We start from the raw sequence: 23,810 nt of genomic DNA on the forward strand, positions 1-23,810 counted from the left end.
GTTAGCAGGAAGAAAGGTGAAGCGCATGATGAAAATAAAAACAAAGCTATTTCTTGGCTTTGGCATATTGATGCTCCTGATGTTTGCTTTGGCGGGAATCGGGATTAACCGGTTAACTACGCTGGATAAGAGCATGAATGAAATATTCAGTAACCGTTATGCGAAGGTGCAAATCGCATCCACGCTGCGTAATGATACCGCTGAGCTTGCTAAGTATGTGGCCAATTTGCTTTTGAATGAGGATACGGGCTCCAACGCCAAAATACTTGAAGCGATTCGTACCTCTACGCAAAAGGTGAACAATTCGATGGAGCAGATCCAGAATTTGTTTAAGGGACCGAACGAACAGCAACTGGCAATGGATATGATGAAGAAAGGCAAGCAGTTCCTGGATTACAAAAATGATATCGTCAATTTAGCCCGAGCCAATAAAAAAGAGCAAGCCAATAGCTTACGATCTGAAGACGGTTTGACCTATCAGAAGGAGTTTCTGGATAGTATCGCGGCAGCGAGTTTGTATCAGAATGATGCCTTGATTCAAGCTATGGAAAGCGCTCAGGAGGAAAGTCGTAAAACCTACATGTACACAGGAATGCTAACGATAGTTAGTTTGCTGTTAAGTGTCGCTATTATGTTCTGGATCGTTCTGGGGATAACCCGTGGCCTTGGCATGCTGTCAGGTATTATTTCTAACTTTGGCAATGGGGGAGGAAGCTCAGGCTCGTATCGGGTAGCGGTAAAAACCACGGACGAGTTCGGAGAAATTGCTCATATTTTCAATACTATCACGGATGATCTGGAAGGCACGACTCACAATGAGCGTACACTGAGCAAGCTTAACGCGGACCGCGCTTGGCTTCAAACCAATATCGCTGAGGTATCTACCCAATTACAGGATACACAACGGCTGGAGGAGGCATCGGAGAAGTTCATCGATGCTTTATGTCGTATTATTGGAGCTCAGAGCGGGGCGATATACATTGTGGAGCAGGAGGGCAGTGAGCGTAATATTGTTTTAAAAGGTACGTATGCCATGCCTGAGCACCCTACTGTAAAGCACGTTCAACCTGGACAAGGTTTGATCGGACAAGCGGTTAAGAACGGTCAATCGATAACAATAAGCGATGTGCCCCCGGATTATATTAAAATATCGGCTGCCTTTGGTACCATTCCTACCGTTTCACTGGCCGTTCGGCCAGTTACTCATACCGATCAGGTGATTGCCGTCTATGAAATCGCTGCTGTCAAACCATGGAGCGAGCTTGAACTGCAGCTGCTGGACCATCTGAACGAGATTATAGCCATTACGTTTCATCGAATTAAAGGACAGCTTCGAGTGGAGGAGCTTCTGCGAATTTCGCAAATGCTGACAGACGAGCTGCAAAATCAATCCATGGAGCTGCTTACTCAACAGGAGGAGCTGCAAGCTTCCAACTGTAAGCTGGAGCAGCAGACGGAAGCGCTGCAGATGTCCGAAAAGCAGCTGCAGCAGCAGCAGCGGGATCTGGAGCACAGCAATGATGAGCTTAGGAAGAAAACGGGACTGTTGGAGGAACAAATACAGGAAACCGAGGAAATAAACCGCCAGATTGAACATGCCCGGGATACGTTGGAAAAGCAGGCACGAGAGCTGGCATTTGCCTCCAAGTATAAGTCGGAATTTATGGCCAATATGTCACACGAGCTCCGTACGCCGCTGAATAGCTTGCTTATTTTATCTCAGCTGTTAAAAGAGAATAAGGAAGGCAATTTGACCAACAGGCAAGTCGAGTATGCTGAGACCATCCTTTCTTCTGGAACAGACTTGCTAAGGTTGATTGATGATGTACTGGATTTAGCCAAGGTAGAATCAGGACGAATGGATATTCAGTACGATAATATACTCGTATGTGATGTAAAGGAATCATTAATGAAAGCCTTCATGCCCATATCGAGAAAGAAAAATGTGAAATTTCAGTTTGAAGTGGATAAGCACACACCTAAGCATATGTTTACGGACAGTATGCGATTGCTGCAAATTTTGAAAAACCTGCTGTCCAACGCGTTTAAATTTACGAATGAGGGCAGCGTTTCTGTTCATATAGCACCTGTAGAAAAGGATCCTTCGATATTAGCCTTTTCGGTAACCGATACGGGGATTGGCATCCCTTCTGAGAAAAGCCGCATGATCTTTGAAGCCTTTCAGCAAGCGGATGGCACCACAAGTCGGAAGTATGGCGGCACCGGATTGGGCCTCTCGATCAGTAAGCAGCTGGCCAATCTGCTTGGTGGGACAATCGAATTGGATAGTACGGAAGGACAAGGCAGCGTGTTCACCTTGTACGTACCTCATCATGCGATACCAAGCGACGAGATCGGGAATCGAGAAATAGCTGCTGCTGCCGAATTGGAAGCATTTTTTACTGAACCGCGACAAGCGGCTTCTCCTGATCCCGTTATTGCTTTAACCCTGCCTCTGCCTGCTCAAGAGCAGCTGACATCACATAAGGAACAGCTGGCTCAGACAACCGATCCGCTGTTACTGGATGACCGGGACTCCATTGGAGGAGATGACCGTGTATTGCTGCTCGTGGAGGATGACGTCCATTTTGTCAGTATACTGGCTGATATGGCTCGTGAGCGCAGCTTCAAAGTATTGATAGCTCTGGACGGGGAATCCGGACTTCGCTTGGCAAAGCAGTACAAGCCTGATGCGATTCTGCTCGATATCCAGCTGCCAATCATAGACGGCTGGTCGATTCTCGTACAGCTAAAGAACGATACGGAAATGCGTCATATTCCGGTTCATGTGATTTCAGTCGTCGATGAGGTCCAGCAGGGGCTTGCTATGGGGGCGATTGCCTATTTGCAGAAGCCTTCCGGCAAGGATCGTCTGGAGGAAGCTTTTGCCCAGATTGAAGCTTTTCTGGAGAAAGGACCGCGCAAGCTGCTCATTGTCAGCAAGGATTCCGTTCAACGGCATAATATGATGGAACTTATCGGTCACGATGACGTACATATTGTGGCAGCAGACGGGGGTCAGGAGGCTTGGCAATGTCTGCAGCGGGAGTCTTTTGATTGCATGGTTATTGATATGGGTCCTGACGATTTAAAAGAATTTGAGCTGCTCGATCAAATTAAATCGGCCGCTGAGCTGCGTGGACTACCTATTGTGATTTATACACACCAGGTATGGGAGCAAAAGGAGAAGCTAAGGTTGAAAAAATACGCGGAATCGATCATCATAAAAGATGTGAGGTCGCCTGAACGATTATTGGATGAAACCTCGCTTTTCTTACATCGGGTTGAGGATAATCTTCCTGAGGAGAAAAGGCAGATTCTGCGCAAGCTGCACAGCAAGGAAGAGATGTTTACAGGCAAAAAAGTGCTGCTGGTTGATGATGATATCCGCAATGTGTTTGCACTCTCCAATTTGCTGGAGGGCTTTGACATGATCGTTAATTTTGCGGAAACCGGTAAGCAAGCCCTGGAACGGCTGCGTACAGATTCGGATTATGACATCGTGCTGATGGATATTATGATGCCGGAAATGGACGGTTATGAGGCGATGCGCCAAATTCGTAAACAACCGGGCTTTGAACAGCTGCCAATCATTGCTTTGACCGCAAAGGCGATGAAGGATGATCGTGAAAAATGTATTCAGGCCGGTGCCTCCGATTATATTACGAAACCGATTCATACGGAGCAGCTGCTCTCGTTAATTCGTGTTTGGTTATGCCAATAAGATCAATTAGCAGTTCACCATAGAAGAACGTACAGAGGAAAGGGGACAATGCCATTGGACAAATCAAAACAGCCATCTGGAATACTGGAGCAGCTGCGCGGGTTTTCGGATGAGGAACGGGAGAAGGTAGAAATACAGCTGCTGCTCGAAGGCATGTTTCGATTATACGGCTACGATTTTCGCAATTACTCCTATCCTTCGCTTCGACGCCGAATATGGAACCGAGTCTATGCGGAACGTCTGCAGTCAGTATCCGAGCTTCAGGCCAAGGTACTCCATGATCATGAAAGTATGAAAAGATTAGTATCGGAGTTAGTCATCCATGTAACGGAAATGTTTCGCGATCCCCGTATGTTTGCTTATTTTCGAAAGCATGTCGTTCCGATTCTGCGTAATCTGCCGTCGATACGCATCTGGCACGCCGGTTGTTCTTCGGGAGAAGAAGTGTATTCCATGGCGATCCTTTTACATGAAGAAGGGTTATACGATCGTACGACCCTATATGCAACCGATATGAGCGAGGATGTATTGGAATATGCGCAAGCGGGGACGTACCCCCTCAATAAAATGAGGGAGTATACGAAGAACTATATTATAGCTGGTGGCAAAAATGAGTTTTCCAAATATTACTCAACCAGCGACAATGCTGCAACCTTTCATTCCGTACTCAGCAATAATATCGTGTTTGCCCAGCATAATCTCGTAACTGACCGTTCATTTAATGAATTCCACGTGATTCTTTGCCGTAACGTCATGATCTATTTTAATGCTGACCTGCAGACAAGGGTTCATGAGCTTATTTACGAAAGCCTGTGTAAGTCGGGATTTCTTGTACTGGGTGACAAAGAGACGATTACCTTTACCAAATATTCAGATTGTTATGAGCTGGTGAACCCGCAGGAAAAGCTGTATTGCAAACGGAAATGAACGGACAGCAGACTCAAAAGAATGGAGCAGCGACTATGATAGAGCCGATTCGTATTTTGCTGGTAGACGACCAGATGGAAAATTTACTGGCTTTGGAAGCGGTGCTGGGAGACCAGCAATATCTTTTGGTCAAAGCGAACTCGGGGGAGGCGGCGCTTCGTTGTCTGCTTTCTGATGACTTTGCTGTCATCGTTCTGGATGTGCAAATGCCGGGAATGGACGGGTTTGAAACCGCGCAATGGATTAAATCCCGCGAAAGGACCAAGGATATTCCGATCATCTTTGTAACAGCCGCTTACGGGGAGCGTGACCAGTCCTTCACCGCCTATTCGGTGGGAGCGATTGACTACATGGTAAAGCCCGTGATTCCTCACGTGCTGAGGTCTAAAATCGCCGGTTTTGTCCATATTTATTTGACGCAGCTGAAGCTGCAGCAGCAGACAGCGCTCTTAAATGAGCGCAATGAGGAGTTGGAGCTTGCCAAAGAAGCCGCGGAGCAGGCCGTGCGGGCTAAATCTGAATTCCTGGCTGTGATGAGCCATGAAATTCGGACTCCTTTGAATGGTGTTTTGGCGATGGCCGATCTGTTAATGGATACAGAGCTAAGTACAGAGCAGTTGGAGCTTGCCGAGACGATCCGTAAGAGCGGTGCCTCCCTGCTGGCTATTCTCAATGATATATTGGATCTCTCGAAGATTGAATCCGGCAAGATGGAAAAAAGCGAGGAGCTGTTCCATCTGCGTTCGAGCTTACAGGAAGTGTTTGATTTATTTCAGCTGGATGGACGTAAAAAGTCTTTTGACATGGCATTTGAAGTGGATCCTTTGCTGCCGGAGTATCTCATTGGTGACGAAGCCAGATTAAAACAAATATTAATGAATTTAATCGGGAATGCTGTGAAGTTTACCAAAGAGGGCGGTGTATATCTGAGTGTGGCCGTGCTCAAAACTTACGATGAGGAAATCGAGCTGGAATTTTGCGTAAAGGATACAGGTGTCGGCATACCCGAAGGAAAAAGAAACGAGCTGTTTCGTCCATTCTCACAGCTTGACTCCTCGACGACGAGAAAGTATGGAGGAACCGGGCTTGGATTAGCCATTTGCAAAAACCTGGCCGAATTGCTAGGTGGAACGATTCGCCTGGATCCGGACTACACTAATGGAGCATTATTCATATTTACGATACGTGCCAAGGTAGGCGGAGTGGACAATTTAACTGGATAAGCAAAATAAGGAAGCAGCAGCTTGGCCATTATGGCAGGGCTGCTTTTTTTTGCTTCTGAACCCAATGTTTCAATGATTTCCTCATCGTTTAATAGAGATTAGGAGATCATAAGGGGAAAGATGAAACTAATGAAGGGTCTGGTGATAAGGAATGGGCAAGAGGGAATGTGTGGCAATGTTACTTTCCGGAGGGGAGGGACGCAGACTCGGTGTCTTGACACATCACAAAGCGAAACCTGCTGTTCATTTTGGCGGGGCTGCGCGAATGATCGATTATGCATTAAGCAACTGCAGAAATTCGGGCATCCAGCACATCGGTGTTGTGACACAATACCGGCCTGAGGCCTTGCACCAACATATTGGTGAGGGCACACCTTGGCTTCAGGACACAGAACAGGGAGAAGTGGCTATTCTATGCTCAACTCAGGAGCATGTAGGTAAGGATGGATTTACAGGAACTGCTGATGCCGTTTACCAGAATTGGCACTTTATCGAACGCCAACAACCTGAATATGTCATTGTATTGTCTGGAGATCATATATATCAAATGGATTACAGTAAGCTCATCAAGCAGCATCGGGACACGAAGGCTATGGCTACGATTGCCGTTACAGCTGTTCCTTGGGCTGAAGCCAGCCGCTTCGGAATTATGAACACGGATGAGTATGGACGCATTACCGAATTTTCGGAAAAACCGGACAAGCCTGTAAGCAATCTGGCATCCATGGGTATTTATGTGTTCGATACGGCTTTTTTGCAGCAATACTTGAAGCAGGATGCAAGGATCAGCTTATCCAGTCATGACTTTGGCAAGGATGTTATCCCCGCTATGCTGAAGAGTGGAGCCAGGATGAATGCTTTTGCCTATGACGGGTATTGGAAAGATGTAGGGACCTTGGATAGTCTGTGGGAGGCGCATATGGATTTGTTGGGTGATAACCCTAAGTTTGCTATTCATTCGCAAGCTTGGCCTTTGCATACGGTTGTACGTGGAGAGCCTCGACTTTTTAAGGAGACCACAGGTATGATTCGTCACTCGTTGGTGTATGATAGTTGCAGTATCCAAGGAATGGTTGAGCGCTCCGTAGTATCGGCAGGAGCCAAGATTGGTCAAGGTAGTCGGATTTATGACAGTGTGATTATGCCGGGTGCTGTAATTGGTCAAGGCGTAACGCTGCACAAAGCAATTATTGGTGAAAATGCAATTATCCATGATGGCGTCAGCCTCGGAATTCCTAATAGTAATGGTGTTTCTGTCATAGGTGACAAGGAAATTATTCATGTTAAAGGTGAAAAACTGCCTAAAGTATATATTCCAGCCAATAAACTGCTTGTAGAAATGATTGGCTAAGCTTCTCTCACGCACGAATCGGGTAACAGCTGCGTAAACCATATAGATGAGCAAAATCCCGCGGGAGCTGTTAAACCTTAACTTGCTATAGTTGACTAGCTTTGCAAAACCCAGAAGATAATTTGAAGCCAGCAATGCTCAAGCGAAGATGGCCCATGAAGGAGTTTCAACAAAAGATGCTTATGAAGCCGGTGTTGCTTGGCAAAAACTCTTAGGAGGAGAAGCTCATGAATAAGCTGCTTGGAGTGGGTTTACCATTAGCCATGCTGGTAACGGGTGGTTTATGGACGCAATATCAGGAATACGAACATCCTGTGCTAACCACAAGTGTGTCTGCAGTAGCCGAGAATATCGCGGCCACAGACATCACCACAGCCACTTATATGACTCCTGAGGTTACGGCTGCAGGTACTTCGGCTTCCGAAACACCTTCATCTCTTCTGCGGTTTGGCTCAGTCAACGGGATTGCTTTATCTGATGATTTAAAAACGATTGTTGAGCTTAAAGGAGAACCTCTAAGCATGATCCAGGATGAGATCATAAAATCGTCGCGTACTTACCTTTTCAAGGACTGTGAAATTAATATCGTGGACGGCGCAGTTCAAAGCGTTACCGTCGGTGCAGCAGTCGGAAAGGTTGAGATCGATGGGATCAGCTTTTCTTTTGATAAGCTTAAGGATAGACTTGGGATGCCTTACTTCATTAGTGAGGATGGGATCGTTTATAAAAAAGGCAATATGGCCTTCAAAATATTCATGGATCCTCATGATAATCACATCAAATCCGTTAGCTATTTTCATGCAGGGAATCAGTAGGAGTATCTAATGCATATGCATGATGATTGGCTTCATTAAAAAGACGTTAGCAGATGGGGATTAGCTACCATAATCCCCATCTGCTAACGTCTTTTCTTTTACTTTGTTCTTCGATGCTTTCTACCGTCACTTAATGAAAAGCCGGGAATACGTACTTGACGATAAAGTATAGAAAGCCGAAGAAAATAATGATGTAAGCCGCATACTTGATAAAGGTAGAAGCGACCTGTCCTTTGTCCAGACGTGTTTCCGATGTATTGACCTTCTCGGTTTTGAACTCATCCATAGTAGATCTCTCCTTTAGTTTTAGGTTGTTGGTGATACCTGTTATGACTTCCATTACCCTTGTAAAATACGTTTGAATCAATGGTTCAAATAACGGCCTCAGGGGTAATGAGTAACATAACTGAAGCAGGTAAACTCAGGGGTACATATGGAGGAGGATGTCGTATGAATAGTATGATCATCGAAATTAGTGTTGCAGCGGTAGCTTTGGCTTTTGTAGTGTTGGTTGTGTTTTTGATCACAACTTTAAGGTCGATGTCGGCTCTATTGGTCCAAACCAATACAACGATTCACGATCTGCAGAATCATGTTGTGGGTGTTACTAAAGAAGCATCTGATGTGCTTCGTCATACTAATGCTGTCACGGTGGATGTGCTGAATAAACTGCATAGCTTGGAGCCTACTTTTCATTCGGTGAAGCAGGTTGGTGAAGCAGTGGATGAAATTACAACCTCAGTGAAAAATGCATCGGTATCTGTTGCGAGGACCATTAAGGAGAAGGTGGCTAGTGAGGCTTATTCCCCGACTACCAGTAACATTGCGAAAGCAATCAACACAATTCCACTTGTGCTTGATATCTGGCACCAGATCAAACATAGAAGGCAAGAAGCAGCAGTAGCAAAATAATTCGTAATTGCTGTTTCGAAGTCTTTGGGTTAGGGTAAAGATAAGATATATTGTACACCCTTATAAGGTGATTTGAAGGAGGAACTACTTGAATGAATCGTCAACATGTATTTGAGATAGAGAAAGAGGCTACAGCGGATAGCTGGCTGCTGTATTTAAAGGGAGAATTGGATTTGTCCAAGGCTGCAGAGCTGCGGGCTGCCGCTGACCCTTATGTAGCAGATACAGGACGCAAGCTTATCCTTAATCTAAAGGACCTTCAGTATATCGATAGTACGGGAATTGGTGTGATTTTATCCTTGTTAAAAGCCAGACACGTGTTGAAAGCACCTATTGAAGTGGTGGAGATTCCGCTCAAGGTTCAGCGTTTATTCGATATGACCGGCTTGACATCTTTTATCCAACAATCCTCGAATAATACGAATTAGAAAGGAAAGAAGCGACGATATGAATGGGAACAATCGAATGGTCTGTATGACTCTGCCTGCGGATGCGGAATTTATTGATGTGGTAAGGTTGACGTTGTATGGCCTATGCAGCAAGGTTGGTTTTTCTTATGAGGAAATTGAAGACATGAAGGTTGCTGTTGCCGAAGCATGCAACAATGCAGTTGTACATGCCTATGAGCCTGGGCGCACAGGAACTATGGATGTGAAATTTGAGCTGCTTGAGACAGGTATCCGGATCTCTGTGAAGGATGAGGGAGCCAGCTTTAATTATGCAGAAAAGGTAGAGCAAGCGCAGTCCCTACATGAGCAAACGTTGGATGAAGCCAATATCGGTGGTTTGGGTATTTATCTCATGCAGGCTTTGATGGATGAAGTCGAAGTGAAAAGCAACGGAGGCACAGAGGTCATTTTGACAAAATGGCTGAGTAAAAGTGAGGAACTTGTATGAAATTAAATTCTGAGAGACCGGCATTCAATACCCATGAGCTGATCACACAGTATCAGGAAACGGGAAGTAATGAAGTCGCAACAACGCTACTGCTAAAGTATGAATCCCTTGTAAAAATGGCAGCAGGTAAAATGTCGCGCAATCGTCCGGACCTCTTCGAAGATTTATATCAAGTGGGACAAATGTCGATGCTTCGACTTTTTAAGCAGTTTGATGTTGCGCAAGGCGTGCAGTTTGAGCCTTATATGATGAAAAGTGTCATTGGGCATATGAAAAATTACTTGCGGGACAAATCCTGGTATGTTCAGGTGCCCAGGCGGGTAAAGGAAAAGGGCGGTCGGATTCAGGAAGCGATAGATCGCCTGACAGTGATTCTGGAGCGTTCACCAAATGTAGAAGAGATCGCGGCTGACGTGGAATTAACCGTTGAAGAAACGATAGAAATTTTGGCAGGAAGAGAGTATTACCACTATGTCTCTCTGGATACACCTCTTTCCACGGAAGAAAATGGGGCTACCATCGGTGATCTGTTGGGTACCGACAAAGACGATTTTCAACAGCTGGAGAGGCGGCTTGATATCGAGGAAGCTATGCGTCAATTGAAGCCTGAGGAGCAGCAGGTGCTTCATCTTGCTTATGTGGAGGGCCAGTCGCAAAGAATGATCGCTCAAGAGCTGGAGGTTTCACAGATGAGCGTTTCACGAATCCAGAAGCGAGCCTTGGATAAGCTGAAAACATTTTTTGCAGAATCCAGAGGTAGCCATGATGTATAGAACTCATAGATTATTCCTGTAAAACGCGTCCTCTGGAGAGGGCGCGTTTTTAAATTGATTCAGGGTAACGCACAGCGGGTAATAAGTAGTAAGAACTCCAGTAGTACAACTCGAAAAGGCGGTGGATGTTATGACGATAAAACACAGTATTACCTGTGAGGGCAGCGATGTATTGGTCCATGAGACAGATTCAAACTCCTATCAGGTAAGTATTCAATCTAAATCAAATCCGTTAGGAAAAGGCAATGTGTTGGAAACGTTCACTCGGTTGGAGGAAGCTATCGTTGCGGCGGAACACTTTTGCAAGCTGCACGCTGCCGCTAAAGAGAAGGGCTACTATCTGGAAAATGGGCATTTTGTTAAACCAGACCGACCCAAGCTCCATGTAGGCCAGCTGCTTAATGAAAGAAAAGAGCCGGAGCAATTTTTGCAGCTATTGGAAAAGTAAGCACCCGACAAGGGTTTGTAAGCGAATATAAGAGATGGCAGCGGGGAGTATCCTGCTACCATCTCTTTTGTATATATAGAAGGGAAAGGTAGCGGGAACATCATAGTAGGAGCATCTGCCATGAACTAAGTATCTGGTACGATGTAAAACATCGTAACACAAGCATCTTTCATTGAATGAGTATCTGATACGATGTAAAGCATCGTTAAAATTTAAAAACGAGCGTTTTGATCTAAATAACATCTATTACGATGTTTTACATCATTAAAAGTGTCTGGATCAGTTTGAAATTCGCCAATCCGATGTTTTACATCGATACAAGTACCCTATCCATATTTGTTGATCGTATTTAGTCATAAACTATTGCAGTAGAAGGCGGCCACGGTTGGTATTTGTGCTGAGTAAGAGGATGATGGCGATACGGTAGTGCCGTTGCAGTTTAGTTTTAACACGATGCCATGTATGACCTGCTGGAGGTTGCGCCAGTGTCACTACATAGGAAGAGTAAATCTGTTGTACCTGGAATACTACAAGGTAGGTGACAGAGCTGATATCGGCTTCCAGATCGGCTCTGAAAGAAGGGGATAGCCCCAAGCTCAGAGTAGAACAAGTGAGGGAATGGGTGTGGGGTGGAGGAGCGCTAGCGTCCGCCTTTGATGCGCTCGTGTTCCAACCGCTGCAAGCTTTCCATTCAGGGAACACGAGCTTCAACAGCGGCCGGAGTCCCATACCCATTCTCTCCGCACATGCGAATGATGGGTTTAGACAAATGTTTTAAGGCTTGGAATATAGCAAAAGAACGATTCCCTATCATGCGGGGAACCGTTCTAGTGTTTGCTATGATGCCGATGCGGTGTACGTATCAGCATTCAATTAGTTTTTGCTGCCAACAGCATCTAACTTTTTGGTTTCATGTAACGCCTGATTGGTAGCATTAGCTGCCGTATCTGTTGCCCTATGTGTGGAATCAGCAGCTTGATCCGTCACTCGATGAATCGTATTTGCGGCTTGATCCGTCGTTGTATGAACGGCCTGAGCGATAGATTCAGTAGCATTGCGAGCAGATTGAGCTGCACTGTCAGCAGCACTCTTGGCTTTGTCCAACAGCTCAGAGCCATGCTCGGAAACTAGCTGAATGGCGTCTGCTGTAGTGGTTTTGGCTTGCTCCACCCATTCCGAGCTTTTGGATTGAAGAGTTTGAACTGTTTCTTTAATATCTTCTCTAAGCTCACGACCTGATTTCGGTGCCAATAATAAAGCGACTACTGCACCTACGGCGCCACCAATAATTGTTGCTGTGATTACGTTGCTACGATTCGATACTGTACTCATGATTATCCACTCCCATTTGTTTTTTTGTGTAATTAATAGGATCTGCTGTTCATCGTTCTTGACAATAAAGTCAACAGGAAGACGAACAATGCAGCCCCAATAATTGCAGGTACTACGGCAAAGCCTCCGATAACAGGACCCCATGCTCCCAGCAGCCAGCTACCGAGCCACGCTCCTACAAATCCGGCAATCATTGAGCCGAGGATGCCGCCCGGCATTCCGCCCGGTGCTATTGCGGAACCAATAGCTCCAATAACGATTGCCATGATAATAGTAATGACGATTCCAACCATGTCACCACGCTCCTTTCGGATAAGGTTTCCTTCCATGTTGTCTATTACCCTGCTGCATGAGACCCGAAACAGGACAAAAAGAGACCCGCTAGCAACGGGCCGCGGGTCTTAAGTAAAACTATATTTTAAAAAGGGGGTCATGGATTAGTATAGCCTAACTACATGAAGAGAAGATGAATAATTTATTTCAGTTAGATGACAAAATGATAACGATTTGATACATACAAGCATGCAAATGGATAGTTCTTATATCAGGTGGGATTTATGGTAAAATAGGAATAACGATCTCAGAGTGCTGCATATGTGCAAGTCTATAAACCCATTCCAATAACGTGTAAAGGAGCCCAAACCATGACAGCTGTTCAAGTTCAACAAGCGGTACCAGATTTTACTTTACCAGCGGCGAATGGAGCCGAAGTTTCTCTCAGTGATTTTCGTGGCAAGAGGGTACTGATCTACTTTTATCCGAAAGATATGACACCTGGCTGCACCAAGGAATCCTGCGAATTCAGAGATTTTAACGGTCAATTTGGCCAATTAAATACCGAGGTGATCGGAATTAGTCCGGATGATCTAGCCTCCCATAATCAATTCATCAACGAATACCAGCTGCCCTTTTTGCTTCTTAGTGATGTTGATCATCAGGTATGCGAGCAATTCGGCGTGTGGAAGCTTCGGGAACGAGACGGAAAGCAGTTTTATGGCGTGGAGCGCTCTACATTTTTGATCGACGAGCAGGGTGTTCTGATCAAAGAATGGCGTGTGGTTCAGGTCGACGGGCACGTGGCCGAAGTATTGGAAGCTATCAAGTCGTTATAAAATCAGATAGATCTGATCGATGGATCCCGTTCTGGTTGTTAAAATGTTAAAAAACCGCTCATATACCCGCAGGGGGATAAAGCGGTTTTTTCGCTTTGAAGAGCTCTAGACTCTGTCCATCAACTGCTCACGGTTCGGACCGTTGGATACCCAACGAATGGGCGTCTGGATCAGCTTTTCCAGTAAGGCGACATAGGCTTGTGCCTGCTCGGGTAAATCCTCAAAACGGCGAATGTGGGAAATATCGCATTTCCAGCCAGGGACTGTTTCGATTACCGGGCTGGCATACTGAAGCTGCTCGGACACCGGAAATGTCATTGTTGTCTGACCATCCAGCTCATACGCTGTACAGATCGGAATCTCATCCAGATAACCGAGTACATCCAGGTTCGTTAAGGCCACCTCTGTGGCTCCCTGTACCTCACAGCCATATCGGGTTGCCACAGCATCGAACCAGCCTACCCGTCTTGGGCGTCCAGTTTTGGAGCCGTATTCTCCTGCATCCCCACCGCGTTTGCGCAGCTCTTCAGCAGCATCTCCCTCAAGCTCCATCACAAAAGGTCCAGCCCCGACACAGCTTGAGTATGCCTTCACTACGGCAAGAACACGTTGGATCGAATGGGGAGGAATCCCGGCTCCTACCGCGGCAAAGCCAGCCAGCGTAGAGGAAGAGGTCGTAAATGGATAAATGCCATGATCAGGATCACGCAGGGAGCCGAGTTGACCTTCAACGAGGATGTGCTTACCTTCCGCCAATGCCTGATTCAGCATCGTTGTTGTATCCGTAACAAAAGGCTTCAGCCATGCAGCCAGCTTCATTAATTCCGGTATCAGCTCGTCTACCTGAACAGGCGGTTGCCCGTATAGATGCTGCAGCAGTACGTTTTTGGCAGCTAGCGAGGCCTCCAGTCGGGTCCGTAAATGCTCTGGATTATAGAGCTCGGAGACCTGAATGCCCAGCTTCGCATATTTATCGGCATAAAATGGCGAAATTCCCATCTTGGTCGATCCAAAGCTGTTCGCACCGAGGCGGGCTTCTTCCAACTCGTCGAAGAGGACATGGTAAGGCATCAGCACCTGAGCACGCTCCGATACGACCAACTGGGGAGCCGGAATCCCACGTGCCTGCAGATTGTTCCATTCCTTCATCAAATCAGATATGTTAAGTGCAACTCCGGGTCCGATTACATTGATCACATGAGGATCAAATACACCTGAGGGCAGCAAGTTGAGCACGAATTTGCCGTAGTCATTAATAATTGTATGGCCTGCATTGCTTCCCCCTTGATAACGTACTACATAATCCGATTGGGATGCCCAAGCATCCGTCATTTTACCTTTGCCTTCATCTCCCCAATTAGCTCCTACTACAGCCGTAACCGGCATATTCATCGCCTCTTTCCATCAGATTGCTTGCTCCTACAGGTTTCAGTATAATCTGTATTAAGATATAAGTTAAATTGATATTATTGATATAGGATATAAAGGGGGTTGATATTGGTGTTGGAAAATTTGGAATGGTATAGGGTTTTCTACAAAATCGCTATGACTGGAAGCTTCTCCAAAGCAGCGGATGAGCTTTATATTACCCAGCCGGCAGTGAGCTATGCCGTTAAGCAGCTGGAGAACAGACTGGGCAGCAAGCTGTTTTTTCGGACCTATAAAGGGGTAAAGCTGACGCACGAGGGAGAGGTGCTATTTCGATATATCGAGAAAGCGTACCACTTCATTGAAGCAGGAGAAAAAGAAATGGCCTCGATACATGAGCTGCACAGCGGGGAAATTACTATTGGTGCAAGCGATACGCTGTGCAAGCATTTTTTGCTGCCACATGTGGAGCGGTTTCACCACGATTATCCGTTCGTTAAGCTGCGAGTGACGAATCGGACGACACAGGAAACGATTGATTTGCTGAAGCAGGGGAGGGTTGACTTTGGTATTGTCAATTTGCCAATCGAGGATAAACAGCTGCAGGTACAGGAAGCGTTGGAATTGCAGGACACGTTTGTAGCAGGAAAGGATTATTTGGCGCTGGCGCAAGCTCCGATTACGATGGAACGGTTGATTACCTATCCACTGCTGCTGTTAGAGAAGGGTAGCAGTATTCGCCGTTACGCTGACGGCTTTGCGGAAGCTAGAGGGGTGAAGCTTCAGCCGGAAATTGAGCTGGGCAGCATCGATCTGCTGGTTGATTTTGCGCGGATTGGACTTGGTATTGCTTATGTGATCCGGAATTTCGTATCGCCTGAGCTCGCATCGGGCGTACTGGTTGAAATAAAGCTGAAGGAGCCCATACCGCCGCGGCAGGCTGGGATTGTTACGCTCAAGGGCGTTCCTGTATCTGCGGCGGCCAACCGGTTTATTAATATGCTGCTGCCAGAGATACACAGTATTAAGTAAAACCATCGGCATACGGATCTATTTAATTCGCTTTTCCAACGCACGCAGCTCCAAAGCGTGCGTTCTTGTTGTTATATGGTGGTTGTCAAACACCAATTTACATATCTCAGCGTACAGCAGCCCGCTGAATTCAATTAAATTAATCCCCTAAATGTTAAGTTAATGCTATAGCTAAAAATGCTGGACACAATAAAATAAAAGTTAGAGATGACATCATGAGGAAATGGGGGAAGGTTACTGGTATGAAATTAAGGATGAACACCTTCGGTAAAGTAATTGCTCTTGTTTTTTTTCTGCTGATTCCGATCATTTTATTATATGGGTACTCCTATCAGGTAAGCGTAAATGTGGTGAGAGAGACCGTGGAGGACACGAATCGCAACAGGTTGTCTTTTTTTATGAGTCAGATGGAGATGATGATTGACCAATTGACGAAGTTTCCGGTTACGGTCAGCCGGGACTACAATATCAAACAATATTTTGACAGTCGCAATTCCGATGAATCCCGTACGTTATTGCAAAAACAGCTTCGGATCGCTGATACCCTTAATATTCAAACAGCAACTAGTGGTTGGAATAATCAGCTCATTTTATACTTGTTGGATTCCAAAGAAATCTTGTCTCCCGATTACTCAGTGCGTTATGAGGAGAACTATCTGCTTAATCCGGGTTCGAGAAAATGGCTGCACCGCAGTTCATTAGTATATGGAATGTATCAAAGCTATTTTGCCAAAGTGCATGAAACCGACCTGACCAACCTGCTTGTTGAAGTGAGATTTACGGATGACAATATCAAAAACATGCTGAGCACGCTGAAGCAAGGAGGCCAAAGGGAGCCTTTTTTATACCGGACAGGTATGGAGCCTATCGTTAATTATTCTGCTAACCGGATACTTGTAAACCGGATTATTGAACAGCTGGACCATTCGCAGCTTGCCTATAACGGAAGTCTGAACATCTCGCTGGATAAACAAAAGTATATTGTTAATTATATCCGCTCCGAGAGCCTGGACTGGTATCTGATCGATATTGTGCCGCTGGAGAGCATTTTCTTCCCTATTACAACGAGCCGGAATTTGTTCTATACCTCTGTGGGATTGTTAATGGTGTTGAGTATTTTGGCGACGCTTTTGTTATACCGCAATGTTCAAAAGCCGATTCAATTGCTGCTGCGAGGCGTGCAAAGAATTAAACAGGGGCAGTACTCTTCGCGGCTAAGGAAGCAGCCTAACAATGAATTTGATTTTCTGTTCGTCAGCTTTAACGAAATGGCTGAGCAAATTCAAGAGCTGATCGAAAAAGTGTATAAGGAAACCTTACAGTCCCGGGAGGCCACCTTAAAGCATTTGCAGTCACAAATCAACCCGCATTTCTTATATAATTGTTTATTTTATATTAAAAGCATGGCCAAATTAGGCGATCAGGAGGCAGTGGTGGCGATGGCTTTAAATTTGGGCGAATATTACCGTTACACCACGCGGCTGGAGAAAACGATGACAACAGTGAGAGAAGAACTGAAGCTGATTGAAAACTATTTGAAAATCCAGATGCTGCGTATTCAAAGGTTTCATTACGAAATTGAGATTCCTGAGGCGATGATGGGAATGGAAATTCCAAGACTCATTATTCAGCCGCTTGTTGAAAATGCAGTTATTCATGGGATGGAAAATAGTCTGGAGTACGGCATGCTTCGAATTCACGGGGAGTCTAGGAACGGTGTCCATACCATTATTGTGGATGACACAGGACCTGGCCTTGCCCCTGAAGGATTGAAGGAGTTGCAAAGGCGAATCACGATTCCGTTGAATGAAGAAATGGGCTGTGGGTTGTGGAACATTCACCAAAGACTGCTCCATATGTACGGTGGCACATCAGGCTTGTCCTTTTCCCAGTCTCCGTTAACCGGATTCCGTGTCGAGTTGAGATGGGAAGATATAAAATCATCCGCCGAAGGGGGAGCTTGAGTTGTTTAAATTACTGATCGTAGATGATGAGGCCTTCGTCGTCGATAGTCTTGGCGATACATTACCATGGGAGCAAATAGGCGTCACAGCGGTATTTAAAGCTTATTCGGGCTTCGAGGCTCTTGATATATTGAAGACGAACTCGATCGATATTATGATCACGGATATTCGAATGCCCGGAATGAATGGCTTGGAGCTTCTGGAGCAGGTGCGGCGCAGCTGGAAAAGAATCAAGTGTATCCTGTTGTCTGGACATGCGGAATTTACGTATGCCCAGCAAGCGATCCAGCATAACACGTATGAATATTTGCTGAAGCCGATTAGTGATGAAGATGTCATGAGCAAGGTGAAGGAAGCTGTAGATTTGCTGCACAAGGAAAGGGAAGAGAATCAGTCCTATCAGCAAGTAGTAAGGGCCTTTGAGGAAAATCTTCCTAAGCTAAGAGGAGAATTATTAAATGAATTGCTTCAAGGAAGGAAGTATGCCTCCCAGCGTTTGATGGAGAAGCTTGACTCTCTAAAAATGTCCATTAAAACGGATGAGCAGTTTGCTTTTATGCTCGTTCGACTGGAGGGTCCGATGCTCGATTTCGACTTCTATAGCTTATCCTTAATGGAATACGCCATTGTTAACATGGCCGAAGAATTATCCGGGGAATTTTTTCAGCTGTGGTCAAGTAAAGACGTCCATGGATATTTGGTATTTCTGGCTACGGTTTCTCCGGATAAGCAGTCTGAGCTTGTCGGAACTCCGGATAAGGGGATGGCTATTCTTGAAGAACAGCTTGACCTTATGGGCTCCCAGCTGCAGCTGAACGTGAATCGTTATTTGAAAGGGACTGTTTCCGTTCTGCTTAATAAATGGGGGAGCTTCCCTGGCGATGTGCAGAAGCTGTACCAGGATAGCTTGCTTTCACTTCGCAGACGTATCGGAAATCAAAGTGAGCTGTTAGTTTATGTAGCTGATGAAATCGAGCAGCTTGGCGTTCAATCGCTTCAAAAGCTGTACGAACCACCGCATATCATTCATTTACTGGAATCCGGGAATTGGGAAGTGACTCACGAGAAGCTGACCAGCATTTTAAATGAGTTAAGCATCAAATGGGCCGACTCGCAGGAGCATCTTATTGAGGTGTTTTTCTCGGTCTATGCGTCCTTCAGCTCGTTTGCACATAAGAATGGGCGTGAGCTAGCGGACATGATAGGTCCGGGCTTGTCCGAAGTCTCGGGCTTGCCTGCTTGCCGTTCGATAGCCACCTTGGAGCAGTGGATCTTTAATTCGTTCCGGCAGCTGCAGCAAGGGATGGAGAATGAGACGAGGAATGATCGTGAAGGTGCAGTTCGCAAAATACAGCTTTTTGTCCAGAAGCATCTGGTTGAAGATGTTTCCCTGCAGGCTATTGCCGACCATATGTACATGCATCCTGTGCATGTGTCCAGAGTGTACAAGCTGGAGACGGGCGAGAATTTAAGCGATTATGTGCTGCGCCTGAAAATGGAGCTGGCGGCTTCTCTGCTTGCCAACGGTGCGCTGAAAAACTATGAAATCGGATTAAAGCTGGGTTATCAGAATCCGAATTATTTTATTAAAGTTTTCAAAAAATACTATTTTGTAACCCCTCAGGAATTTCGTTTGAGACTCGAAGAGGGAGAATAGAGTCTGCTAATTTAGTACTATCGATGTTAAATAGTTAGCATTTTAACGTTATCTTAGATGCAATACAATAAATACAGAGGCAAGGATGCTGTGAGCAGGGGATGCTCAGTAAATCTTGCTATCCAAGAAAACATGCACAGATTTTACGACTATGGGAGGTCTATTCACATGAAACAATGGGTGTCCAAAACTGTGGCTGTCGCTTTAATCGCGTCTGTTGCCGCGGGCTGTAGTACAGAGAAGCCGACAGGTGAAGCCAAAACAAATACAAGCTCCAAGCCGTCGCAAACCTTAACCTTCTGGATGAAAAAGCAGCTGTTCGATGACCAGAACAAAATGATTCAGGAGCGGGCCAAGCAATTCGGTGTTGAAAATAATGTGAATGTCAACGTCGAGATCATCGCATATGAAGATTTTTATCCCAAATGGTCGGCAGCTATCGAAACCTCAACTGTGCCCGATGTATCGTTCTTCGGTTATCAGGAGGTTGGCCAGTTTTACGGTAAAAACGTTCTTGAGGATATAACGGATGTAGTCAAAAAAATAGAAGGCACCAACGGTGAAATTCAGGAGAGCTTGAAAAAAGCAATCAGCTTTCAAGGAAAGCAGTACGCCGTACCGTATTGGACCGAATCGCAAGTACTGTACTATCGTAAGGATCTGTTGAAAAAGGCGGGATTCGACGGGCCTCCGAAAACATGGGATGAATTTAGAAAAATGGCTAAGGCGCTCACGGATCCAAGCAAAGGGCTATATGGCGCAGGGATCGGCTACGGAAAAGGAAATTCGGATGCAGAGTTTTTGACGCGCGGGATCATTTGGTCATACGGTGGCTCCGTCGATACGAAGGATGGTAAAACGGTGATTGTGAATTCACCGGAAACGGTTGAAGCGACCAAATACATCCGGGATATTTTCCTGACGGACAAGAGCACACCGCCAAGTGCAATTGGCTGGGATGACAGCGGCAACAACAAAGCCTACTTGAGTGGACAGGCTGCGATGATTTTCAACACAGGAAGTGTGCTCAGCACGTTGAAAAAAGACAATCCGGAGATGTACGAAAACACCGGGATTGCTCCTTATCCTGCAGGGCCTAAAGGGGTATTTATTCCCGGAATCAGCAACAACCTCGGAATTTTTAAGGATTCCAAGAATAAAGAATTGGCCAAAAAATTTATGGAGTATATGCTGGCCAACGACTGGTACAAAACTTGGGTAGAAAAAGGAGCGCCATTATCGGGTCCGGTTTACACGAAGCTGATGAGCGAGCCTATATGGCAGGATGAGAAAAATAAAGCTTTCGTTGAATCGGTCAAAGGGTTCAATTTCCTTGGATATCCAGGTGAATACAATCCAAAGGCGGGAGAAATCTTCAACCTGAGACTTGTTAACGATGCGTTCCAGCGTCTACTGCTGGAAGCAAGCTACACTCCTGAAACCGCGGTCAAGGATTTGCACACGAAGATTGAGGAAGTTTATAACAAAAAATAATTACCAAGCTTGGCAGCGGAGTGGCGAAAAGCCGTCATTCCGCAGGTCCGGCGGGTTAGGCGGGATGAAGCATGAAAACAAACGAAGATAGCAAGCTTGCATACGTACTGTTGAGTCCTGTGCTCCTTTATTTGCTCGCCGTTATGGTGCTGCCGTTCGGCTGGGCTGTCTATTTAAGCTTTACCAATAAAGCGGTGGGTACTCCTGCCACCTTTATCGGTCTGAAAAACTATATCGATCTCATGAAAGATTCGCTGTTCTGGAAGGTAGCCTGGAACACAGTTCTGTTTACTATAGTGGCAGTAATTGGAAAAACCGTGTTCGGCATGGTGATGGCCTTAGTTTTAAATGAAAAAATTGTTTGCCGTAATCTCTTCAGGGTGCTGCTGTTTCTTCCGTGGACAATTCCAACCATCGTTTCCGTGTTTACATGGCAGTGGATTTATTCGGATGTTGGAGGCGTGTTGAATTATATATTGATGAACACCGGAATCCTCGATCATCAGGTAGGCTGGCTGGCTACTCCCAATTTGGCAATGTTCTCTGTCATTCTGGTTAACGTATGGAGAGGCATTCCATTCATGGGTATCGCCATTCTTGCCGGTTTGCAGACGATATCCAAGGAGATGTACGAAGCGGCTATGCTGGACGGTGCGGGCGCAATTAAACGATTTGTATATATGACATTGCCTTCTGTTAAAGAAGTCACGATATTGGCGGCTGTGATGACAACGATATGGACGCTGAACGATTTTGAAATTATTTGGCTGTTAACCCGTGGTGGACCATCCAACGGCACTCAAGTTTTATCCACACTTAGCTATACGACCGGATTTTTGAATTTGAGCCTTGGTAAAGCGATTGCTATTGCAATTATTACGATGCCGCCGTTAATCCTGCTGATTAACTATGTGACAAAGCGTTCGCTTTCATCAAATGAGTAGGTGATGCTGCTATGGAAAAAAATAATGTAAGTAAACAAATTTTAGTATACGTGACGTTGGCCATTTTATTAATCTTTGCCTTGTTTCCGCTTTACTGGATGTTGAACACTTCTTTTAAATCGCAGGGTGAAATCTATAATATGGTGCCATCGTTTTGGCCAAAGCATTTCGAGTGGTCCGCTTATGTGAAGCTGATTACCGAGAAGCATTTCCTCGACAACATTAAGAATAGTCTGGTTGTGTCTCTGATTGTTTCCTTGGTGTCTATTATGATTAGTATGCTGGCTGCTTATGCGATATCGAAGCTGCGCTTTGCAGGCAGAGGCATTATTTCCAAAGGGATTCTATACGCTTATTTAATGCCAAGAGCCGTATTGTTCATTCCTTTGTATATGCTGGTGTCTGCGATCGGACTAAACGATTCCATATTTGGCCTGATGGTTATCTATCCAACGATTACGATTCCTTATGCAACGTGGATGCTTATTTCTTATTTCAAGTCCATACCGGTAGAGATCGAAGAAGCGGCTATGATCGATGGCTGCACAAGGGTTCGCACGATGATGAGCATTATATTTCCGTTATCGGCACCGGGCATTGCGGCCACCTTTATTTTTGCCTTCACGTTGTGCTGGAGCGAGTATTTGTATGCATTAGTGGTGGTAACCAAAGGTGCGGACAAAACGATTACGTTAGGCTTGGCTGATATGATTGTTGGTGACGTATTTGCTTGGGGTCCTCTCATGGGTGGTTCTATCATCGCTTCAATCCCAGTCATCATTATGTATTTGTTTACTTCAAAATATATGGTCAGCGGAATGACTGTCGGAGGAGTTAAATAATGACTAAAGTGAATAAAATATTAGTAACGGCGACCAACTATTCCAAGCTGTGTGCAGAAGCGAAACAATTATTGGAGGATAACGGCTGTGAAATTATAGAGAATAGGCTGGGCCGCCCCTTCACGTTTGAGGAATTAAAGGATATCGTGCATGATATCGATGGCGTTGTCGCTGGTGTCGATACATGGGATGAGGCTGTGTTCCAGCTCGCTCCCAAGCTGAAGGTTATCGCAAGATTTGGCGTCGGCGTTGATAATATCGATCTGGAGAAGGCCAAGCAATACGGCATCAAGGTAACGAACGTACCAGGCGGAAATGCGAACGCGGTAGCGGAGCTAGCCATTGGACTTATCCTTGGCGCCGTGCGAAATATTCCGGCATTGCAGCAGTCAGCAAGAAATGGAGTGTGGGACCGGTTTGTCGGAGCGGAGCTTAAAGGCAGAAAAATTGGTTTACTTGGATTTGGAAACATTGCCCAGATGGTTGCCAAGAAGCTGCAAGGCTTCGAAGTTGAGCTGTCAGCTTACGATAAATATCCAAATGCCGACAAAGCCCGAGAGCTTAATGTCACGCTAACTTCTTATGAGCATATTTTACGTGAATCCGACGTAGTGAGTATGCATTTACCAAGTCTCCAGGAAACGCATCATTTCATGAATAATGAAACATTCGGGATGATGAAGGACGGTTCTTACTTTGTTAATACCGCAAGAGGAGCTGTTGTTAGCGAGAAGGCGTTGTATGAGGCGCTGAGATCAGGAAAGCTTGCTGGAGCGGCTATTGATGTGTATGAGCAAGAACCGGTTTCAGCGGATAATCCATTATTTCAAATCAGCAATATCGTCACCACGCCGCATACGGCTGCCGAAACCTATGAAACGTACCATTTGGTTAGCTTGACGACGGCCCAAGCGATTCTCGATGTTTTCAATGACAAGCAGCCGGCCAACCTGCTCACGTAGCTTGCAGCAGCACATTTTATTACGAGATCGAGG

General features: G+C 45.6%; 23 protein-coding genes. 19 read left to right on the forward strand and 4 right to left on the reverse strand.

The genetic code is table 11. The features are described 5' to 3' along the window. Positions 1 to 28: 28 nt before the first annotated feature. The 5 genes from BK127_RS29540 (at position 29) to BK127_RS29560 (ending at position 8,040) form a co-directional block, all read left to right on the forward strand. Entirely contained in the window at positions 29 to 3,724 is a 3,696-nt protein-coding gene (locus BK127_RS29540; protein ID WP_076235773.1) for a response regulator, read from the forward strand. A gap of 48 nt (positions 3,725 to 3,772) precedes the next feature. Continuing rightward, entirely contained in the window at positions 3,773 to 4,651 is an 879-nt protein-coding gene (locus BK127_RS29545; RefSeq protein WP_144026595.1) for a CheR family methyltransferase, read from the forward strand. Next, on the forward strand, positions 4,648 to 5,874 hold the full coding sequence (locus BK127_RS29550; protein ID WP_256711502.1) for an ATP-binding protein: 1,227 nt from the start codon (positions 4,648 to 4,650) through the stop codon (positions 5,872 to 5,874). The genes BK127_RS29545 and BK127_RS29550 overlap by 4 nt, the downstream gene beginning before the upstream one ends. 169 nt (positions 5,875 to 6,043) lie before the next feature. Next, the gene (locus BK127_RS29555) at positions 6,044 to 7,225 is read left to right on the forward strand and encodes a glucose-1-phosphate adenylyltransferase (protein ID WP_256711503.1); all 1,182 of its coding nucleotides are present in this window, start codon (positions 6,044 to 6,046) and stop codon (positions 7,223 to 7,225) included. 227 nt (positions 7,226 to 7,452) lie between these two features. Beyond that, on the forward strand, positions 7,453 to 8,040 hold the full coding sequence (locus BK127_RS29560) for a hypothetical protein (protein WP_076235708.1): 588 nt from the start codon (positions 7,453 to 7,455) through the stop codon (positions 8,038 to 8,040). A gap of 130 nt (positions 8,041 to 8,170) precedes the next feature. Here the strand turns inward: BK127_RS29560 and BK127_RS43980 are convergent, their stop codons facing one another. Beyond that, entirely contained in the window at positions 8,171 to 8,326 is a 156-nt protein-coding gene (locus BK127_RS43980) for a hypothetical protein (RefSeq protein WP_179097650.1), read from the reverse strand. A gap of 164 nt (positions 8,327 to 8,490) precedes the next feature. Here BK127_RS43980 and BK127_RS29565 point away from each other — a divergent pair, with 164 nt between their 5' ends. The 6 genes from BK127_RS29565 (at position 8,491) to BK127_RS43135 (ending at position 11,848) form a co-directional block, all read left to right on the forward strand. Further along, a complete protein-coding gene (locus BK127_RS29565; RefSeq protein WP_256711504.1) occupies positions 8,491 to 8,952 on the forward strand; it encodes a DUF948 domain-containing protein in 462 nt (153 codons plus the stop codon). Positions 8,953 to 9,044: 92 nt separating this feature from the next. Further along, positions 9,045 to 9,380: an STAS domain-containing protein gene (locus tag BK127_RS29570; protein WP_076235709.1), complete on the forward strand. Its 336-nt coding sequence runs from the start codon at positions 9,045 to 9,047 to the stop codon at positions 9,378 to 9,380. Positions 9,381 to 9,399: 19 nt separating this feature from the next. Then, complete coding sequence (gene rsbW / locus BK127_RS29575) at positions 9,400 to 9,849, forward strand: anti-sigma B factor RsbW (protein ID WP_076235710.1); 450 nt, start codon at positions 9,400 to 9,402, stop codon at positions 9,847 to 9,849. Next, positions 9,846 to 10,622, forward strand: a complete 777-nt coding sequence (locus tag BK127_RS29580; protein WP_076235711.1) for a sigma-70 family RNA polymerase sigma factor — start codon at positions 9,846 to 9,848, stop codon at positions 10,620 to 10,622. Before rsbW ends, BK127_RS29580 begins: the two co-directional genes overlap by 4 nt. A gap of 130 nt (positions 10,623 to 10,752) precedes the next feature. After that, complete coding sequence (locus BK127_RS29585) at positions 10,753 to 11,070, forward strand: hypothetical protein (protein ID WP_076235712.1); 318 nt, start codon at positions 10,753 to 10,755, stop codon at positions 11,068 to 11,070. A gap of 538 nt (positions 11,071 to 11,608) precedes the next feature. After that, positions 11,609 to 11,848, forward strand: coding sequence for a hypothetical protein (locus BK127_RS43135; protein WP_144026596.1), 240 nt, complete (start codon positions 11,609 to 11,611; stop codon positions 11,846 to 11,848). Positions 11,849 to 11,943: 95 nt separating this feature from the next. On the opposite strand, the gene BK127_RS29590 is transcribed toward BK127_RS43135, so the two are convergent. Both BK127_RS29590 and BK127_RS29595 read right to left on the reverse strand, forming a co-directional pair. Next, the gene (locus BK127_RS29590; RefSeq protein ID WP_076235713.1) at positions 11,944 to 12,402 is read right to left on the reverse strand and encodes a YtxH domain-containing protein; all 459 of its coding nucleotides are present in this window, start codon (positions 12,400 to 12,402) and stop codon (positions 11,944 to 11,946) included. 32 nt (positions 12,403 to 12,434) lie between these two features. Further along, positions 12,435 to 12,695: a GlsB/YeaQ/YmgE family stress response membrane protein gene (locus tag BK127_RS29595; protein WP_076235714.1), complete on the reverse strand. Its 261-nt coding sequence runs from the start codon at positions 12,693 to 12,695 to the stop codon at positions 12,435 to 12,437. Positions 12,696 to 13,046: 351 nt separating this feature from the next. Between BK127_RS29595 and bcp the strand changes: the two genes are divergently transcribed. Beyond that, positions 13,047 to 13,514 (forward strand): thioredoxin-dependent thiol peroxidase, encoded by a 468-nt coding sequence (gene bcp, locus BK127_RS29600; protein WP_076235715.1) that lies wholly within the window; start codon positions 13,047 to 13,049, stop codon positions 13,512 to 13,514. Positions 13,515 to 13,619: 105 nt separating this feature from the next. Here bcp and BK127_RS29605 read toward each other — a convergent pair whose 3' ends face one another. After that, positions 13,620 to 14,900, reverse strand: coding sequence for an adenylosuccinate synthase (locus BK127_RS29605; RefSeq protein WP_076235716.1), 1,281 nt, complete (start codon positions 14,898 to 14,900; stop codon positions 13,620 to 13,622). A gap of 114 nt (positions 14,901 to 15,014) precedes the next feature. Between BK127_RS29605 and BK127_RS29610 the strand changes: the two genes are divergently transcribed. The 7 genes from BK127_RS29610 to BK127_RS29640 all read left to right on the forward strand — a co-directional run bounded on the left by BK127_RS29610 (position 15,015) and on the right by BK127_RS29640 (position 23,777). Beyond that, complete coding sequence (locus BK127_RS29610) at positions 15,015 to 15,914, forward strand: LysR family transcriptional regulator (protein ID WP_076235717.1); 900 nt, start codon at positions 15,015 to 15,017, stop codon at positions 15,912 to 15,914. Between the two features lie 242 nt (positions 15,915 to 16,156). Next, positions 16,157 to 17,878, forward strand: coding sequence for a sensor histidine kinase (locus BK127_RS29615; protein ID WP_076235718.1), 1,722 nt, complete (start codon positions 16,157 to 16,159; stop codon positions 17,876 to 17,878). 1 nt (position 17,879) lies between these two features. After that, positions 17,880 to 19,535 carry a response regulator gene (locus tag BK127_RS29620; protein ID WP_076235719.1) on the forward strand — a complete coding sequence of 552 codons (1,656 nt, stop codon included), beginning with the start codon at positions 17,880 to 17,882 and terminating at the stop codon, positions 19,533 to 19,535. A 168-nt stretch (positions 19,536 to 19,703) separates the two neighbouring features. Next, positions 19,704 to 21,029 carry an ABC transporter substrate-binding protein gene (locus BK127_RS29625; protein ID WP_083689699.1) on the forward strand — a complete coding sequence of 442 codons (1,326 nt, stop codon included), beginning with the start codon at positions 19,704 to 19,706 and terminating at the stop codon, positions 21,027 to 21,029. A gap of 71 nt (positions 21,030 to 21,100) precedes the next feature. Then, positions 21,101 to 21,973 carry a carbohydrate ABC transporter permease gene (locus tag BK127_RS29630; RefSeq protein WP_076235721.1) on the forward strand — a complete coding sequence of 291 codons (873 nt, stop codon included), beginning with the start codon at positions 21,101 to 21,103 and terminating at the stop codon, positions 21,971 to 21,973. Between the two features lie 11 nt (positions 21,974 to 21,984). Then, on the forward strand, positions 21,985 to 22,815 hold the full coding sequence (locus BK127_RS29635) for a carbohydrate ABC transporter permease (RefSeq protein ID WP_076235722.1): 831 nt from the start codon (positions 21,985 to 21,987) through the stop codon (positions 22,813 to 22,815). Beyond that, positions 22,815 to 23,777 (forward strand): phosphoglycerate dehydrogenase, encoded by a 963-nt coding sequence (locus BK127_RS29640; RefSeq protein WP_144026597.1) that lies wholly within the window; start codon positions 22,815 to 22,817, stop codon positions 23,775 to 23,777. The genes BK127_RS29635 and BK127_RS29640 overlap by 1 nt, the downstream gene beginning before the upstream one ends. Positions 23,778 to 23,810 lie beyond the last annotated feature (33 nt).

The organism is Paenibacillus sp. FSL H7-0331, from assembly GCF_001956045.1.

What these genes read in the sequence shown, in the direction of transcription:
- BK127_RS29635 (WP_076235722.1), top strand. Translation starts at nt 21,985, where the DNA reads ATGGAAAAAAATAATGTAAGTAAACAAATTTTAGTATACGTGACGTTG.
- BK127_RS29630 (WP_076235721.1), top strand. Translation starts at nt 21,101, where the DNA reads ATGAAAACAAACGAAGATAGCAAGCTTGCATACGTACTGTTGAGTCCT.
- BK127_RS29585 (WP_076235712.1), top strand. Translation starts at nt 10,753, where the DNA reads ATGACGATAAAACACAGTATTACCTGTGAGGGCAGCGATGTATTGGTC.
- BK127_RS29625 (WP_083689699.1), top strand. Translation starts at nt 19,704, where the DNA reads ATGAAACAATGGGTGTCCAAAACTGTGGCTGTCGCTTTAATCGCGTCT.
- rsbW (WP_076235710.1), top strand. Translation starts at nt 9,400, where the DNA reads ATGAATGGGAACAATCGAATGGTCTGTATGACTCTGCCTGCGGATGCG.
- BK127_RS29570 (WP_076235709.1), top strand. Translation starts at nt 9,045, where the DNA reads ATGAATCGTCAACATGTATTTGAGATAGAGAAAGAGGCTACAGCGGAT.
- BK127_RS29560 (WP_076235708.1), top strand. Translation starts at nt 7,453, where the DNA reads ATGAATAAGCTGCTTGGAGTGGGTTTACCATTAGCCATGCTGGTAACG.
- bcp (WP_076235715.1), top strand. Translation starts at nt 13,047, where the DNA reads ATGACAGCTGTTCAAGTTCAACAAGCGGTACCAGATTTTACTTTACCA.
- BK127_RS29590 (WP_076235713.1), bottom strand. Translation starts at nt 12,402, where the DNA reads ATGAGTACAGTATCGAATCGTAGCAACGTAATCACAGCAACAATTATT.
- BK127_RS29595 (WP_076235714.1), bottom strand. Translation starts at nt 12,695, where the DNA reads ATGGTTGGAATCGTCATTACTATTATCATGGCAATCGTTATTGGAGCT.
- BK127_RS29545 (WP_144026595.1), top strand. Translation starts at nt 3,773, where the DNA reads ATGCCATTGGACAAATCAAAACAGCCATCTGGAATACTGGAGCAGCTG.
- BK127_RS29615 (WP_076235718.1), top strand. Translation starts at nt 16,157, where the DNA reads ATGAAATTAAGGATGAACACCTTCGGTAAAGTAATTGCTCTTGTTTTT.
- BK127_RS29580 (WP_076235711.1), top strand. Translation starts at nt 9,846, where the DNA reads ATGAAATTAAATTCTGAGAGACCGGCATTCAATACCCATGAGCTGATC.
- BK127_RS29605 (WP_076235716.1), bottom strand. Translation starts at nt 14,900, where the DNA reads ATGCCGGTTACGGCTGTAGTAGGAGCTAATTGGGGAGATGAAGGCAAA.
- BK127_RS29640 (WP_144026597.1), top strand. Translation starts at nt 22,815, where the DNA reads ATGACTAAAGTGAATAAAATATTAGTAACGGCGACCAACTATTCCAAG.
- BK127_RS29540 (WP_076235773.1), top strand. Translation starts at nt 29, where the DNA reads ATGAAAATAAAAACAAAGCTATTTCTTGGCTTTGGCATATTGATGCTC.
- BK127_RS29550 (WP_256711502.1), top strand. Translation starts at nt 4,648, where the DNA reads ATGAACGGACAGCAGACTCAAAAGAATGGAGCAGCGACTATGATAGAG.
- BK127_RS29565 (WP_256711504.1), top strand. Translation starts at nt 8,491, where the DNA reads ATGAATAGTATGATCATCGAAATTAGTGTTGCAGCGGTAGCTTTGGCT.
- BK127_RS43980 (WP_179097650.1), bottom strand. Translation starts at nt 8,326, where the DNA reads ATGGATGAGTTCAAAACCGAGAAGGTCAATACATCGGAAACACGTCTG.